This window comes from Streptomyces botrytidirepellens (assembly GCF_003721215.1).
Taxonomy (GTDB): Bacteria; Actinomycetota; Actinomycetes; order Streptomycetales; family Streptomycetaceae; genus Streptomyces; species Streptomyces himastatinicus.
Genome location: NZ_RIBZ01000209.1, coordinates 22,564 through 39,893 on the forward strand (window position 1 = coordinate 22,564; position 17,330 = coordinate 39,893).

A 17,330-nucleotide genomic window follows, 5' to 3' on the forward strand; every position below is an offset into this window, starting at 1 on the left:
TGCGACCTGGCACGACCACGCAGGCGCGAAGGGCGCCGCCGCATGGCATCAGGGCCCGGCGCCCCGCAACGCGGTGCGCCGGGGCGCCCGTATGCCCCACCGACTGGCCGAGCACGCGGCGCGCTTCCTCAACCGGCTCCCCGAGCGCCCGAAGGTCAACGGCAAAGCCTCGGACTACCGGGCGATCGACCCCTGGCGGATGGCGCACGCGGCCCTGACAACACTGGCCAGCGGGGCCACGTACAGCGGTGAACCTTCCTTGGATCTTCATCTGGTCCACAAGCAGCTCGAGCTGTTCGAGGAGCGGCATAGGCGCGAAGCCCGGGATCCTGAAGCGCGGGCGCTGACGCAACAGCTCATCGCCGATGTGGCGGCCACCGCCCAGGAGTATCCGTTGCCCGCCCCGGACAGCCGCGGCCGCGGCCGCCACGGCTGGGACCTCGTCTACCCCTGGGAGCTGACCGCTGGCGACTACGTGTCGGCGGACGGTTTCGAGGGCGGCTCCACTTCCCACACGACCAATGGCGCGGGGTGGATCCTGGACGCAGGGGACTATCAGGGCCGAGACGGGAAGTCCATCAGCTTGGGCTGGCACGGGCGAGGGCGCAGCTACCGACTGGCGCATTTCGTCCATGGCCCGTTCAGTCACGTCACGGTGCCTCTGGGTGAGCTGGTCGAGCGCGCGCCGCGCCCGCTGGCCTTGCCGGAAGCAACGGGCCTCGAGTACCAGCCCGTTCCTGCGGCACCGACTGTCACGCTGCCGCAGCAGGCGGAACCCGCGACCGCACCCACCCGGCAAGGGGCAGCACAGCGCGAGGACAAGACGCGGGCGACGGGTCCCGTTCGCGGCGAGTACGGCATTCCGCCGACGACGCCGTATCTCGACCCCGGACAGCCTTTCGATGACGCCTGGCAGATCCGGCAATGCGGCAAAGAGGTGCGGGCGGCCGTCGAGAAACTGACGCTCACAGCCGCCTACCGCGAGCGTGCCGCGCAGCCGGGCCCTGAGCACGACCTCGGACGTGCGCTGGACGAATTCGACCTGCTCGCCCCCGTCATCGACCTCCCGCGTCAGAAGCACGACGCCGCTGTCGCTCTTGCCGAGGCACTGCACGCCGTGCAGCAGGCGTGGACCGGGCAGGCGAGGGGAAAGGCCGCGACGGCAAGCCTGGCTACCGCTCTCGCCAGGGCCGAGGACTACGCCGCCAGTTGGAGGGCGACCGCCGCCAGCAGCCGGTGGCAAGCTCTCTTCCCGGCCGACGCGCCGCTCACTACAGCAGGCCCGGCAGTTGACCGCGATGAACTGCCCAGTGAGGAGGAGCACCAGACGGCCCACCCCTACGAGGTCATCGAGACCGTCCGCGGCACCTTCCAAGTCAGCTGCCGCGAGGGCATCGTCGGCCGCGTCCACGCATCCTCACCCGGACAACAGAGCCCCACCTGGGAAGAGGCCGACGCCTTGGGCCGCCTGCACTGGCTCGGCCTGGACGGCTGGGGGCTGCAAATCCGCAGCTCAAGCGAGGGCCGTCCGCTGACGGACTCCGACCTCCAAGTTCTTCAGAAGACGGCAGAACGGCTCACCGCGGCTGCCCGCAACACGGGCGAGGGGAGCTGGCAGACGACGGCAGACCTTGCCCACGAAGCCCTCCAGACAGCCCGAGCTCTCGCGAGCGAGGCTTCCGGATCCGCTCAGCGCCAGCCGACTCCCGGAGCGCCTGCGGGCCGGGAACCGGTTCGCGAACAGGACACCAGCTCCGCAGCGGTTGCCGCCGAGGCCTTCACCCGTCGGCGCCAGATCGGAGCCCCGCGCAAGGCCCTCGGCCACGCCGTCCGCGCTCTGGCCGATACCCACCACTTCCAGCAGAGGGCGGCCCGGCCAGGTGCCGAAGCCCGTTTGCTGGAGGCACTCGACGCCTTCACCCGCGTTTTGCTGACTCAGCCGCTCGACTTCCACAACGCTGTTGAAGACATCACTGCGGCCATCGCGGCCTTGCGCGAGGAGTGGACGGCACAGGATCTCCCGCAGGACGCCTCCACGGCTCTCGCCGACGCCGCGCGTGCGGCCGAGACGCTCCACAGTCGGTGGCGCGCCACCGTCACCTCGGCGGCCTGGGACGCGCTGTTCAACGGCACTCCCCGACCCAGCCTCCCGCAGACGCAGCCCGCCACCGCCACCGGCCCGGATGCCGGAGTTCCCGCCGACTCGGCCGACTTTGAGATCGCGGAGTCCGCGGTGCCCGGCATCACCCTGGCCGAACAGCACGCCGCGATCCGCACCCTGATCAAAGACTTCGGCAACTTCAACTCCGGTGTCCCCCAGACGGGATCAGGACTCGCCGCGTTCGTCCGCCGGATGAACAACCCGGCACAGTGGCGCGCATGGCGCGACGAACTGGTCGCCACCAAACGCGGCGCCAGGCTCTTCGATTCCCCCCGCGGAAAGGACCTGCGCGTACTGGGACGGCTCGATGCCGCCCCTGAAGGCTTCCTCATCTCCCTCCAGGGGACCCGCGACCGGCCCGCGATGAGCATGCTCATGCGCTGGGAGGAACTGCCCGCCTGGATCCACCTGGGCTTGACCGACGAAACCCGCCGCGAACTGCTAAACGCCGACGCGGCCTACACCGGCGCAGCGCCATCGACCCCCGAGCTCGACGCGGCCCGGGACCGGCTGGACGCGGCCGAGCAAACGGTCTGGGACACCCTGCAGGCCACCGGTGCGCCCACCGCCGAAGCACTCGCCGACTCCTGGAACCGCTACCTCGCGCCCCCGCCGGAATCGGACGCACTGTTCGAACTGGACTCCACCACCCCCGAGGGCGGCGCCTACACCAGCCTGGAAGAGTTCACCGGCGCCACCGAGGACCTCATCTCCACGGCCTGGGCACTGCGCGCCCACCGGCACTGGCCGGCCGACAACCCGCACACTCGGACGCTGCGCGAGGCGACCGCGGCCGTGCGGGCGGCCAGCTCCACCACCCCGTCCGACGCCGTCCGCGCGATACTGCTGCTGGCCCGGGCCACCCAAGCCACCGACCTCGTTGAGAATCTTCCGGCCCAGCTGCGGCCCGCCTTCACCACCCTCGCCGACCGCGCCCGCGAGCACGCCGACCGGACCGCCGCCACCGTATGGGGCGAGCAGTGGCGCCAGGTATTCCCCTCCACGATGGAACTCTGGGCGGAGGACCCGTTCCTCCTGCCCCGCCTCGGCTACCCCGACCCGCGCCCGCTCAACACGGCGACACAGACCGTGACGCCGCTGAACGGGCACGAAGCCAACGTCAACCATCCCTACGAGCAGATCACCCACGACGAACACCCCGACCAACCCGCCTACGCAGTCCCCGGGACCGACGGCTTCACCGTCGTGGCGCAACCGGGCATCTGGAGCGGCCCCAGCTACACCCTGCGCACCCCGGACAACACCATCGTGGCCACGCTCGTGAAGGAGGGCTCTGCCTGGCACACCGTGATGGGGGAGCACCTGCCCCACCAGACCGACCAGCCGCTCACCATCCTGCCCCCGCAGCCCTACCGCACGGACAACTTCCACCAAGCGGTCCTCAACGCCCTGCGCGTCTGGGCCGAGGACCAGGCCCAGCCCCTGCCCGGCCACCACACCTACCCCGATGCCACGCGCGTGTCCTGGGCCCTGGCCGAGCTCGTGCCGTTTACCGACGCGCTGCGCACCGCCGGCCGCCGCGCCTGGCCGCTCACCCACGAGCAGCAGCCCGCCCTCACCCGCGTGCTGCACGCACTCCAACAGCTCGCACCACACCAGCGGGCCCAGCTCGACGACGACCAGCTCCGCGCCAAGGCCGACGCCCTGGAGAGCCTCGCCGCCGCCGCCCGCGCGCTGCGCACCCAGCTCGAGAACGAGGACCTGCACACCAGCGACCTGTACGGGCTGGTCCGGGTGCTGTCCGGACACGCCCACGAGATGCCAGGACGCCTGCGGGCCTTCGCCGATTCTCGTACCGCGCCCGTGCCCGAGCGTGTTCCCGCTCCGGCAGCCGAGACGGCGGCCCCCGCGGCGGAGGCCTCGACGGCCACCACCAACGCGAGCGATGACGGGGCACCGGTGAGGGTGGGCGGTGTCTGGGAGCCGGACCACCCGGTACCCGAAACCATCGACCAGCTGTGGAGGACCGCCCAGGACCGCGGCTGGAGCATGACCCGCGAAACCATCACCTCCCGGTACGGCAGCGAGCGGATCAACGTCGTCCTGGAGGCCCACACGATCGTCGGACACTGGAAGTTCTCCCTTGAATGGGACCTCAGCGAGGGACACTACGCCGCCGACGAGCAGCGCTCTTTGGCCTGGTGGCCCGACGAGCGCACCGAACCCGACGGCGGCGAAATGCGCCCCACCGTCGACGATGCCCTCTACGCCATGCGCCGCTACGAGGCGATCCCCGCCTCTGCGGAAGAGGAGCGCAGCATGCCGGCTGAGCAGGCTGGTGTGCCTGCGCCTGCTGCCCAGGCCGCCACCTCGGCTGGCCAGAGCAGCGCCTCCGCACCGGACGCCCCCGACGCCGCTCCCGCTCCGCTGAGTGACAGTCGGTACGAGGTTCGGGAAGTCGAGGGGATGCCGGGCTACTGGTGGCGAGAGGAGCCCCCGCGGGCCACCGACCGCTACAGCACCGAACGCGTCACGGTCGGTTTCGGTGACGACCAGATCGGCGAGGCGCACGGGCCTGGGTGGCAGGGCAGGAAGGCATGGACGATCCCCGTCGGCAACGAGCTCGTGTCCGGCGGTCTCACCTCGTCCGAATGCGCGCTGCGGATCGCCGAACGCCACCGGGCTCAGCAGCAGTCCGCACCGGGGGCCGAGGCCCCTGTCGGGGTGTCTGCCGCGGCAGCGGCTGAAAGCACTGCCATGCCGTTCGACGCGCAGGAAGTCGAGGGGATGCCCGGCTACTGGTGGCGTCTGGAGCCGCCCCGCGAGGGCGTCCGCGACGACGTCGAGCGCATCACCGTGGGCTACGGCACCGACCGGATCGGCCACGGGCGCGGCCCCGACGGCGGGGACCGCACGGTCAAGTGGACGATCGCGGTCGGCACCGACTACATGCCCGGCGCCCGGACCCCGTCCGCCAGCGCCAAGAAGATCGCCGAACGCCACCAGGCCCTGCAACAGGCCGCTCCCGTCACCGGGCCCAGGACTGCGGAGACGGTGTGGATCCACCACGAGCGGGACCACGGCGATGAGACCCGCACGTACGTCTACGGTGTCGCCGACAGCGACAAGGACGTCCTGGCAGCCCTGGAAGCCGAAGACTTCACCCGTATGCCCAGCGTCGGGGCCTGGGTCCAGCGCGCAGGCATTCTCCCGAAGACACGGGCCTACAAGACCGGCCTGTTCGTGCGGCGCATGCTCAAGCACGGCCGATCCATCGCCGTCCACTACACCGACGCCGGCGCCCCCGCCGACACCGCGCTGCCCGAACTCGACGTCGAGCAGCGCCGCCGACTGGACGCCCTCTCGGCAGCGGAGCAGCGGGAGTGGAGCCCGCTCGAGTTCCAGGCAGGCGACCAAGTGCTCCTGGCAGGCCAGCACGCCTGGTGGCATACGGTCACCGAGGTCCACCCGCATCAGCTCACGGTGGAGCTGGAGACCGTCTACTACGGCAAGGTGCTGGCCCGCCGACGCGGCCAGGACTTGCTCACCGCCGCCGACCCGGTCGGTGAGATCACCACCGCCCGTCCCGGCGGTATCGCTCTGCGGAACGCACCCCCCCAGATCCTGGAGGCCGAACAGGCACGGCTGGACCTGCCCTTGGCCGATGCCGCGCACGCTCCCTTCGTCGAGGCTCGCCGCGCAGAGATCGCCACCGAGCGGGAGCGGGTGTCGGGCGTCCTCGCCCGGAAGGAGAAAAATCGCGCTCAGCTGCAGGCGATCCTCAGCAACCCGAAGGAGCTCAAGAGCCTCAGCGGCCGCCTGGTGTACAACGAGGTCGGCGAGGTCCTGGGGGCTGTCGTTCACCGGGACAAGATGCCCGATCCGCTCCGTACACAGAAGCAGAGCGAGAAGTGGGTCTTCGTCGATCTGGACGGCAACGCCGTGCGCGCGTTGGACCGCAAGGGCGATGCGGAACAGTATGCGATCGACCGCGAGGATAGGCGCCACAAGATCGCCCCCGTCGGCTGGCGGCGCGGCTGCTGGACACAGATCAGCCCCGGCGCCACCGTCCGGCTGCCCGCCCCGCAGGGCAACCGGCTCACGCCCGAGAGCTGGACCCCGGCGTTCACCGTGACCAGTATCAGCCGGGACGCGGACGGCTCGGTGACCGTCGACGGGACGCGCCAGGGCACCACGGTCAGCCATCGCCTGAGCGCGGCCGCAGCGAAGGACGGACCTCTTCGGGAGGCCGTGGGTGAGCTGGCCCTGCTCCCCGAGACCATCGTCGCCCGTGCGGCGAGGCCCGAGCTACTGGCGGCGCTCCTCCATCCCACCAACGGTGTGCGCTACCCGGAGATGGGTCACGCCGAGCTGACGCGCAGCAGGCAGGCCGTCGATGCCGCCGCCGAGGCGATCAAGAGCAGGCCGACGCCGGTGACGAAGCTTCGTGAGCAGGTCATCACGGCGCGAGATGCCCTGGCGCGCCTGGCGGAGGTGGCCAGCGCGGACGGTGTGGACGTGATGCCCGAGCGGGCCCACGCCAGCATCAAGGTGATGGAGCACTGGGCCGCGCAGCTTATAGACCCGGAGTCGGCCGCCGCGCGCCTCATGGCAGAAGCGGAGCCAACAGCCGACGCGCAGCGGCCTGCTGAAGCTCCCTTCGCCCAGCAGGACCCTGCGGCTGATCCGACTCCCGCAGAGGAAGCGTCCCGGACCGATGTGCCGGTCAGTAGCCCGTGGACCCAGATGCGCCGCGAGGACTTCCAGGGCGACCCGACCCTCGACGGGCCGGAGACAACCGAGCCGCCGAAGGGACCCACGGCGCTCGACACCACCCCGCAGACCACAGACGCCGAGGCGGCGGAAGAGGATCAGGCCGTGTCAGCGGACGACACCGTGGAAATACCGGCACCGGACGAACCCGACCACTCCGTCTCCGCGGCCGAGGGGACTGCGGAGGCTGCACCGGTCAGCGGCCCGATATCCACCTGGGACGCGATCCGGCTCGGCGGCCAGGAGACGGCACGGGCCCTGGTGGCCCGGGCCACCATCGCGGACTTCGCGGCCGACGGACAACTCGTGCGCGCCCCCGTCCTGGTGGACGGCGAGCTCATCGGCTCCGTCGTCACCCGTCGCGAAGGCGGCTACGCCGCCACCACCATCGACAACTGGACCACCAAGGATCCGTTCGAGACCGTGGCCGGCGCAGTCGCCCAGGTCGTCCTGGCCTACGACGAGTGGGAAGCCACCCGCGACGAACGCGAAGCCCGGCAGCGCGAACTCGGCCTCGACCAGACACCGGCCACCCCCGAGGGCGAACTGCCCGACGACGCCACACCGGTGCCCGGGTACCCCGACTACCACCAGGCCAGCGGCTACCCCGGCACCGTGGTGTACGGGCCGGACAAGAAGAAGATCGGCTCGGTCGAGAACCGCACTTACGGCCAAGGCAAGCACAAGACCCTGTACGGCGACAGCCCCATCAAGGGCCAGGACACCATCGACCGCTCCATCCAGCACCTGGTCGAGGTGCACACCGAACTCAACGACCTGCCCAACAAGCAGAACTGGGTGGACGTCTGGATCGAACACAATCGCGACCACACCTACGTGTGGGGAGCCGCCCAGCACTACCGCGAGCTCGTATTCGCGCTCGAAGTCGCCGGCGGGCCGCGAGGCTTCAATCGGCGCAACCTGGACGGGGCACACCGCCAGCACGGAATGTCCTGGCACGCCCTGCCGAAGAACCTCACGTACGAGACCCGCACCGCGAAGATCAATACGCTGCGGGCGCTGATGTCCGCACGCGGCCGCGAGATACCCGTCTTCGAGAGCCTGGAGGCCAAGCAGGCAGCAGCCGAAGGCGCCACCGCGCCCGTGGACAACCACGCCCTACGCCTGGTACCGGTGCCGGACATTGAGCCGGGCGAGACGTTCAACACTACCGCGGAGCTGCAGAAACTCCTCCGTGGCATCAAGCAGCTGCACAACACCGGCCTGCGCTACATCACGGCCTGGCAGCGCATGATCGACGCGACCAGGGACGACCGTCCTGATGCGCGACGCCTGAACGCCGCCATCGCCCTGGTGCGGGATGAGGAGCTGTTCACCGTCCCGCAGCCGTTGGCGCTCGCGCGCACCATCGAGCTTGCCCGGGCCGCGCGTATGGTCGCCGAGCGGCTGCGCGAGGAGAGCACCCCCACACTCCACCAGCGCATGGAGAACCTCGCCGCGCTCGCCGAACAGCTAGCCGAGCGCACCCTCGCCACCGCGGCACGGCCGTCCATCTGGCCGGCCGTGTTCAAGACCCCGATGGCCGACGACACCGCTCTCGGCGCCTACCAGCGGGCACAAGCCCAGGCACGAGGCCACTGGTGGACCATCATCAGCTCCGGATTCAACACCGGCGCAGACGGGGACATCGCCGCCGCCGCGCTCGCACTGGACCGGATCATGCTCAGCGATCAGTTGCCCGAAAAGGCCAGCAGCGTCGCTGCCGCCGCGCAGGCCCTGACCGCCCTCCACGGTGCCGCGACAGCGCTGCAGGACGCTCTTGCCGCCCAGCCCGAGCTGTCCCACTCGGACCTTGAGGCAGCCGTCGCCGCGATCGCCGACACCGCCTCCCGCAATCTGCCGCACACCGAAACAGAAGCCGCACAGCCCGACACCCCGGCGCCCGGGGTGTCCCAGGACGCCGCGCCCGCCGCACCGGCAATCGCGGACACCGTGACGCCAGCGGGCGACCCGGAGACACCCGTGAACGAAACGNCAATCGCGGACACCGTGACGCCAGCGGGCGACCCGGAGACACCCGTGAACGAAACGCAGGATTCCCCTGACAGGGCGCACACGGCTCTGCTCGCCGAGTCCGACGCGGTGCCGGTGGCCGACCCGGAAGCCGGGCAACGCTGGGAGGAATCCAACCCGCGCCCCTCCCAGCGCCTGGCCGTGTTCCGGGAGCGCACCAACGTGATCGTGACCGGAACTGAGCCGGGAGAGGGCGACGCCGAGCTGCGCACGTGGCTCAACGACAAGTACTTCTCCTGGATCAAGGAGGCAGGCCGCTGGGAGTCAAACAACGGCGGCTGGCGTACCAAGCCGAAGACAGCGATCTTCGCGGCACGGCTGGAGAAGGACGCCCGGGCCCGCATCAACGTACTGGACGCCCAGTGGCAGCAGACCCGGGACCGACTCGGCCAAGCCCTGACCCTGGAACTGCGCGCCGCGTACGAGCAGAAGGCACAGGAAGCGGAGGACTACCCGCTCACCGCCCAGCAGCGCGCCATCATCGTGGCCGCGCAGAACGGGCTCAACGTGGCCGTTCAGGCGCTGGCCGGGACCGGAAAGACCAGCACGATGGTCGCCCTGGCACGCCGGATGCTGAACCGGCGCATCACCTACCTGGCCTTCAACTCGGCCAACGCCGCGGACGCCCGAAAGAAGTTCGCGGGCCTGCGGCACGTCAGCGTCTCCACCGCACACTCCCTCGCCGCCCGCGACCTGCGCTCCACCGACCTGGCGCAGAAGGTGGAGGAGGGACAGCAGGACGGCGGCGTGGGCACCAACGCCAACGCCGAGTGGGCCGAGTTCCTCGGGGTGCGCTCGCATCCCCACGTCGACGGCGGCGCCGAGCTGGCGCCGGAGGACATCGTCGTCCTGGTCAAGGAAGCCATCAGGGCCTTCCGCAACAGCGACGCCGACGTGATCGACCTGGACCACGTGCCCGACCTCGATCACCCGCTGCTCGAGGTGGCGGCCCGGCCCAGCCGACTGCGCCGTGAGGTCCTTGAATACGCGCGCGCGGCGTGGGAGGACAAGACCGACCCGGCCTCGCGGGAGCTGAACTTCCACCACGACGACTACCTCAAGATCTGGGCCCTGTCGCGGCCCAAGATCCACGCGGACACGATCATTTTCGACGAGGCCCAGGACATCAACCCCGTCCTGCGCAAGGTCGTGTTCGACAACATGCGCCCAGCCCAGGGCACGGCCGCCCAGGTCGTCATCGTCGGCGACCCCAACCAGGCCATCTACGGATTCCGCGGCGCGGAGAACGCGCTCAAGGACTGGCCGGCCGACATCGAGCTGCCGCTGAACAAGTCCTGGCGATTCGGCCCCGAGGTCGCCGACATCGCCAACGTCTTCCTCAAGCTGCTCGACTCGCCCTACCTGATGGAGGGCAACGACGCGATCAGCACCGAGATCGGGCCGATCGACACACCCAACGCCGTCCTGGGCCGCAACAACACCGGCGTGGTCGCCGCCGCCCTCGACGCCCTGGCGCAAGGCCGCGCGGTGCACATGGTCGGCGGCGGCGAAGAGCTGCAGCGCATGGCCGAAGGCGCCAAAGAACTCCAGGAGAAGGGCAAGACCCGCAAACACCCCGAGCTGGTGCCCTTTCGCTCCTGGCAGCAGGTACAGCGCTACGTCGACAAGCATGAGAGTGCCAAACAGCTCAAGAGCTTCGTACGCCTGGTCGATGAGCATGGCACGGACACCCTGATCGACATGGTCGGCCAGCTCACCGAGAACGCCGATGACGCCGATCTCATCGTGTCGACCGCCCACAAGTCCAAGGGGCTTGAGTGGCACCTGGTCCAGGTCGGTACCGACTTCCGCGGCCCCAAGGCGAGCACCGACCCGGGCCAGCCCATGGAACTGCCCGGGGAGGAGGAACTGCGCCTGGCCTACGTCACCGCCACCCGCGGCATGCGCGGTCTCGACCTTGGCTCCCTTCAGTACATCGAGGACCTGCGCGGCCTCGCCGAACAGCGCTACGCCTCCCGAGGGGGTGCCGCGGCCGATGGGGGCCTTGAACGGGAGCCCGGGTACCAGATCTGGGTTGAGCCCACCTCCGAGGTAGCGGACAAGCAAGCGTGGATCGCTGAGATCGATCAAGCCCTGCTCCGCTGGGGCAAGGGATTCGTGGTCCAGGCCGAGCCGCCGTATGACACTAGCTACCTGATGTCGCGCGACGGCAAGAGCTTTGAGCTGCGGGTTTATGGCGATGAGGCAGTGTTCAAGGAGGCTGAGCGTGCGCTGGCGTCGTTCGATCCGCCAGGCCGAGTAGTCGACCACCAACGCCACACCCAGAGTGGCAACTTCCGAACAGAGCTTCACGCAAGCCCCGTCGAAGGCGCCTCCGCCCCCTCCTCGCAGACCCTCGACGCACCGGATCCGCGCGAGGAACTCGTCCCCGACACGCCTGCCCCGGCCACCGGCCAGGACCCGCAGTCCGACCCGGCGCTCCCCAGCGCCGACGGCCCCCAGGAAGTCACAGCTCCATCCCGGGACACCTTCGAGGCGATGAAGCCCGGCGAGGCCAAGGCACTCGCCGGTCCCGAGGGCGCCCTGTGGTGGGGAGGCCGGGCAGCGAGCCGAGAGAAGGCGATCGCGCAGCCGGTTCTCGTCCGCCTCCAGTTCAGGCCGCGCGGCGTCGTCGATATCGAGAACGCCGAGACAGGCGAGAACATCGACCACATCCGGACCAGCACGCAGTTCTTCGCCGCACCGGCCGTACCCGTAGCCGAGCCTGCACAGTCGGCCGAAGCCGACAGCCAGACCGTCGCCGCTGAGAGCGCCGAGCAAGCATCTGCGGCGCCGCGTGAGCATGTATCCGGCGCCGGGCCCTACGCCGCTACCGTGTCCCGGTCCGGCGGCGCGGAAGTGCAGCCGTCGGCCGCGGATGTCCCGGCGTTCCAGGTCATCGCCCGGGCCACCGACGCCGGTAAACGGTGGGCCGTGGTGGACCGCACCAGCGGGGAAATCGTCTGGATTCACAACCACGGCGAGGAACCCCTCCAAGCCCTCTTCGCGGACAAGGAACAAGCCGAGAGCATCCGCGACAGCCTCGCCCTCGCGCCCGAACTGCGCGTCCCTGCCCCCGCCCCGGCCGCCCCCGCCCCGAGCACGGCCGAGGCGCCGCCCAACCGCACCGGCCACGCCCTGGAACCGGTCCTGGGCAAGGTCATCGCCAAGCAGACCCGCGGCACCCACCAGCTGGTGAAGATCCAGGCCAGTGACGGCACCGGCGGCATGCGGGTCTACGTGGCCTGGGACCCCGTCGGCGGTGACCAGGTACAGCTCCACCAGCCTGTGTACCTCTCCGGCACCCTCGGCGCCGAGGTCCACTTCAACGGGCGGATCGAAACGCCCATCGAGGGCGGCACCGTGGAAGGCGAAGCAGCCGCCCACGACCGCCTCAACCGCACGCAGCCCGCCCCCGAGGGCTGGATAGCCGCCGACCCGAGCGCCCAGCCCAGCATCGAGGTGGACCAGCAGGTCCGCATCCTCGATCCGCACCACCCTGCCCACGCGGCCACCGCCCCGCAGCAGGGGGAACGACAGCTCTACAGCACCGTCAGCGTGGAGCTGGCCGACGACAACTACTTCATCGGTGTCACGCCGGATGGCCGCACGGTGGACTTCACCCGCGACCAAGTGATCGCGGTACCCACCCCCACCAGCACACAGCCGCCCGTCGAAAACGATCCGACGCCCGCCCCGGAGCCGGACGTCTCACGCGAGGTGCCAGCCGAGCTCCTGACCCAACTGCGCAAACTGCCCTGGCCCCGGCGTACCGACCGGTGGACGGTCGCCGAGCTCGCACCGCGAGAGGACGGCACCCGCGTCGAAATCCTCTCGCGGCGCAAGATCGGCGAGTGGGTCCAGGTCGCCGAGTGCGGGAAGTACACCCTGCGCGACGACCATGGCGACTCCCACGGTCTCGATGACGTTCTGGCCTGGCGCAACGCCACACAGCCCCCCGTCACCCTCCTGGACCGGCCCGAGCGGGTTACCGGCCCGGACGCGGCGGCGCCCGCGCCGGTTCAGGAGCCGACGCCGAAGCCCCCGTTGCTCTCCGGACCCCCGCAGAGCATGCCTACCGCAGAACTCGAAGCCAAAGCGACGGACCTCGACCGGTGGCTCAACGTGCACGCCGGTCCGACCGACACCGGTGCGAGCGTCCGCGCGGCCCAACAGCTCAACGCCCTGCGCGCCGAACTGGACCGAAGGCTCCAGCAGCAGAAGGACGCCGAACAGCTCGGCCCCCGGGACGGCTTCCAGCGAGACCTGGCAGCACTCACCCTGGGGGCCGCCGATCCCGGCGGCACCCAGGAAGTCCTGCGTGGGGGCGCTCCTCTGGGCACGATTGTGGCGAGCGCCGAAGGCTACCGCTTCGTCCCGGACGGGCAGCTGGCCCCGGCCGAGGGCACGGCCTATGCCAGCCCCGAGGGCGCCGCAGTCGCGCTCAGCCGCTTCCTGGCCGGCGTCCCCGAGAACGAGCCCCTCCCTAAGCCCGCAACCGGGCCCGCCCCGGTCCCGGCCCCGCGCTTCGTCCTGACCCCCGAGGAAAAGAAGGCCGACCCCGCGGCCGCGGACAACATGCTGCTCAAAGCGCACCTGAGCAGCGTCGTCTACTACAAACCAGCCCCGGACCAGCGCGCCCAGCAGTATTTCGTCGAGCGCTGTCACAAGCACGGCAAACCTGAGGCTGGCACGCACCTGAGCTCGGGCGGCCGCCTCGCGATCATCACGGTCGGCAAGCGCTACGAGGTCCGCGCTCCGGACCGGCTCACCGGCGTGTTCGGTCCCTGGGGCAAGGAGATCAAAACCCGGGAGCGGGCGAACCGCATCGCGGACGCGCTGGAAAGTATCCGCGACGCGGAAGGGCGGCCCTTCCCCTGGGACATGCCCAACCCCACCTTCCGCGCCCTGCAGCGCAAGGCCATCTACTGGAGGGACGAGCACGGCCACAACATCAAGGATGCGATCCGGTACGCCCTGGTCACCCAGGGCCTCGACGAGCGCGACGGGCGCTACGCCAAGCAGTACTACGAGAGCACCGGCCAGCGCCTGAAGGCACCCGCCCGCCAGACCGCGGCTGCCACCGTGCCCCTGCAGACCGACCCCTCCATGCCGGGACCGGACGCATTCCAGATCACGACCGTCCAGAAGATCGGAGAGGTGGCCGCCGCGGACGGCACCATCTGGTGGAAGGGCGAAGTCAACAACCCGCATCACGACGGACAGCTGCGCTCCGCCCTCCTTCCCCGCCAGGTTCCGGTCCTCGTCCGCATTCAGGAGTCCGACTCGGAAAAGGGCGCCAGTATCGGCTGGCTCCAGGTCCTGGACGCGGCCACCGGTGAGCCCCTGCTGAACGAGACAAACGGCAAACCCCTGAAGGTTCGCTCCACCAGCCACGTCGTGGTGGCCGCGCCCCTCGCGCCCGCGACACCGGGGAGGTCCCCGGGACAGCGGCGCTTCGCCTCCCTCGGCCAAGTCCGCACCCACCTGACATACGCGACGATCCCCAAACTGGGCCGAGAACGCCGCGACGAGGTGCGCCAGCTCGCCAAGGACCGCGAACTGGTGGAGCTCACCGACGACGGGCAGTTCGCCCTCCGCCGGACCGGCGAGACCTACGAGCTGCTCCCCGCCGGCAGCGGCCGGCCCTTCGACGGACTCCTGCCCGACCTCTACCTCACCCCCGAGACCACCCGCGACCTCGCCGCCCCCCAGCCCCTCGAGGGACTGCCCTCACTGGAGGAAGCGCGCACCTTCGCGGGCCGGCTCACCGAACTGCGCACCGCGAGCGGGGCGCCGATCGACTGGAGCGACACGCATCTGGGCACCCGGCTCAGCGCCGACGACCTCGTCCGCCTGAATCACACGATCCTGGAGGAGCGCGCCCACCACGACCGCGCGAACGACAACGCCGACTCGCCCAGCGATGCCATGTGGCAGCTCTTCGAGGCCCAGTCCCAGCGCCCCGACCAGAGCGCCGACAACAAGCGCTGGGCGGACACCCTCGCCCCCGGCGACTGGGTCTGGCTGAGGACCAACGACGAGGACAAGGCATGGGAGGTCATCCAGCGCGCCAAGACCGAGTTCGGCACCGTGGAGATCACCCTGGATGACGACAGCACCTGGCACCTGCCCCGCAACCTGCCCGTAGAGCACACGGGTGACGACATCGTCGTGACCGCCGACGGCGAGTCCATCGGCCTACGGCTGGACGCGGACTTCGTCCTCGACGACGACGTCATTGAGTTCGACCTCGCCCCCGACGGCACCCCACTCGCGCCGACCGGTGTCGCCGGAATCGCGGCACCCGGCACCATCCGGATCCGCGGCCGCGCACGCGTGACCCACCACCACCCCCACGGCGGCGGCGAGCGCACCTACCTGATGGATGCCACGATCGTCAACGGCGCGGACATCGAGCCGGCCCCGGTCGAACTGGCGACTACCGCCTTCGAATTGCCCGAGCACGTCTACCGGCTCTCCCAGCGAGCACCGCTCGCACACCAGGAAGCGCAACCACAACCCCCGTCCTTGGCCCGGCCAGTCACTGCATCGAAGCAGGAGACGGATGCCGAGTTCGTTGAGGATCTGGGTTTCAGGTTCCCGATCCGCTTTGCCAACGAACTTCAACTCTCCGCGGAGCTCAAAGCAGAGCTGGAGGCAGAACTGGAGGCAGACTCCGCCCCGGATCTGGACGTCGAAGAAGAGCTCGACGCGACTCTGGAGCTGGCAGCCGAACTCGAAGCAGACCTGGAGGCAGCATCCGAACTCGGTACCGACACCGAGCTTGATTTCGCTCCGGACCCGGTGCCGGAGGATGACCCGGAGTTCGAATCCGATAATGAACTGGACTCCGCGAACGAAGCAGACGCTGAGATGGGCCCGGACCACCCGGAGCCCGAGCTGGAACCCGAGTCCGAACTGCAGGAGGACGCAGAGGCGGCATCGCAGAAGGTGACGGCTCCGCCCGCCAAGCTGTCCGAAGGCGAGGAACTGCGCCAGAGCCTGTTGCGCCTGCTGCACGACGCCGCAGCACCTTCGACGCCCACCGAACACACCACCGTCAACGACGCCCCGATGTACGTGCGCGTCGCCAACAGCGCCCGGCACGGCCGGGTCCTGCAGTTCGGCTTCGACCTCAACGCACCTCGCGCGGCCGCCCAGTTCACCGAGGCCGAGCTCGAAAATTGCAGCGGAGACCAGGTGTTGCACGCCGTCTTGGCTCACCAGCCGCAGCCGCCGGTCGAGCGCGCCCCCATCGTCCCGGAGCAGCTCCGCGAGGATCTGTTGCGGCTCATGGACAACCCCGCCGCGCCGAGCAGGCCCACCCTGCAGGGCACGATGCACAGCACCTTGGACCTATACGTGGCCGTCACCCCTCACCCAGAGCTCGGACGCGTGCTGCGCTTCGGCTTCGCCCACAACGCCGAGGCTGCCGGGCTGTTCACCCGTTCCGATCTCCAAGACGCCACCAATGACAAGGTCGTCATGGCCGTGGAGCGCTACGGATCGGTATTCACTCAGGATCGAGTCAACACGGATCGGGCCCGTCGTGCCCGCGACCGTCTCAAGGCCGCGGGCGAGGCCCGCCAGGCGACTGCCCCCTCCCAGACGTCCCAGGCAAAGCAGGTGCGCCAGCCTCGTCCAGACGAGCAGACACAGCAGACGGCACCGGTCATTGCCCCGAGTCGCTAGACGCCACGGACCGCCTGGGGGGACCCGCCACAGGATTTCCACGTGCCAAATCCCCCCAGGCGGGAGGGCAACCCGCGTATCACGCCCCGTCCTCGCAGCGATCCCTAGCGTCGAAAGGCACGTGACCTGCCCAGCCCCATGGGAAGCAGGCGGCCCGGCCGCCACCCGTAATCGTCAACGAGGTGACGAATTGGCCACCGCGCCCGAAGAGCCCCCGCTCCCGTCCCACGGCGCATCCGCCTGGGGCGACGACGATGTGCCCTCGGCCCTCGATGCCGTGACCGAGGGCTCCACGGGAGTCGTCGACCCGCCGCGTGCTCTGGACAACAACGTCCAGCCTGCGGCCCCACCAGCGACAGACCCCGGCCGCACCGGCGAGCAGGAGCCGCCCTCCGCATTCGCACCGCCCACGCCACGGTCCGCCGACCACCACGTTCCTTCCACTCCGGCCCCCGATGCCGGTGCCGCTCAGCTGGCCCCGTCCGAGCCGCGTTTCGATGCTTCGCCGGAACCACCGGCCGTGCGCGAGACAACTGGCCGACCGGACGCCGCGTGGGACGCGGGCGACGCGCCGCCCGCTCTGGCCTCCACACCCGGTCGAGACAGCGCCGAGGACATGCTCTCTGAGGCCAAGGGGTGGGGGAGTGACGAGGACGCACCGCGTGTCCTGGACATGCCCGCGACGGAGTCGGCATCCCCGACCGCG

Annotated in this window: 1 protein-coding gene and 1 pseudogene (1 of these 2 running past the window's edge); both read left to right on the forward strand. The window is 70.1% G+C overall.

The window, feature by feature from the left end; translation table 11 throughout:
* Positions 1-16,624, forward strand: partial view of a UvrD-helicase domain-containing protein gene (locus EEJ42_RS16075; protein WP_148081971.1) — the end only. The gene continues 20,663 nt to the left of window position 1, outside the view; the window shows 16,624 of its 37,287 coding nt (coding positions 20,664-37,287); the start codon falls outside the window, past its left edge; the stop codon is at positions 16,622-16,624.
* Positions 16,625-16,814: 190 nt separating this feature from the next.
* A pseudogene (locus EEJ42_RS51855) lies at positions 16,815-17,330 on the forward strand (hypothetical protein); the annotation flags it as partial.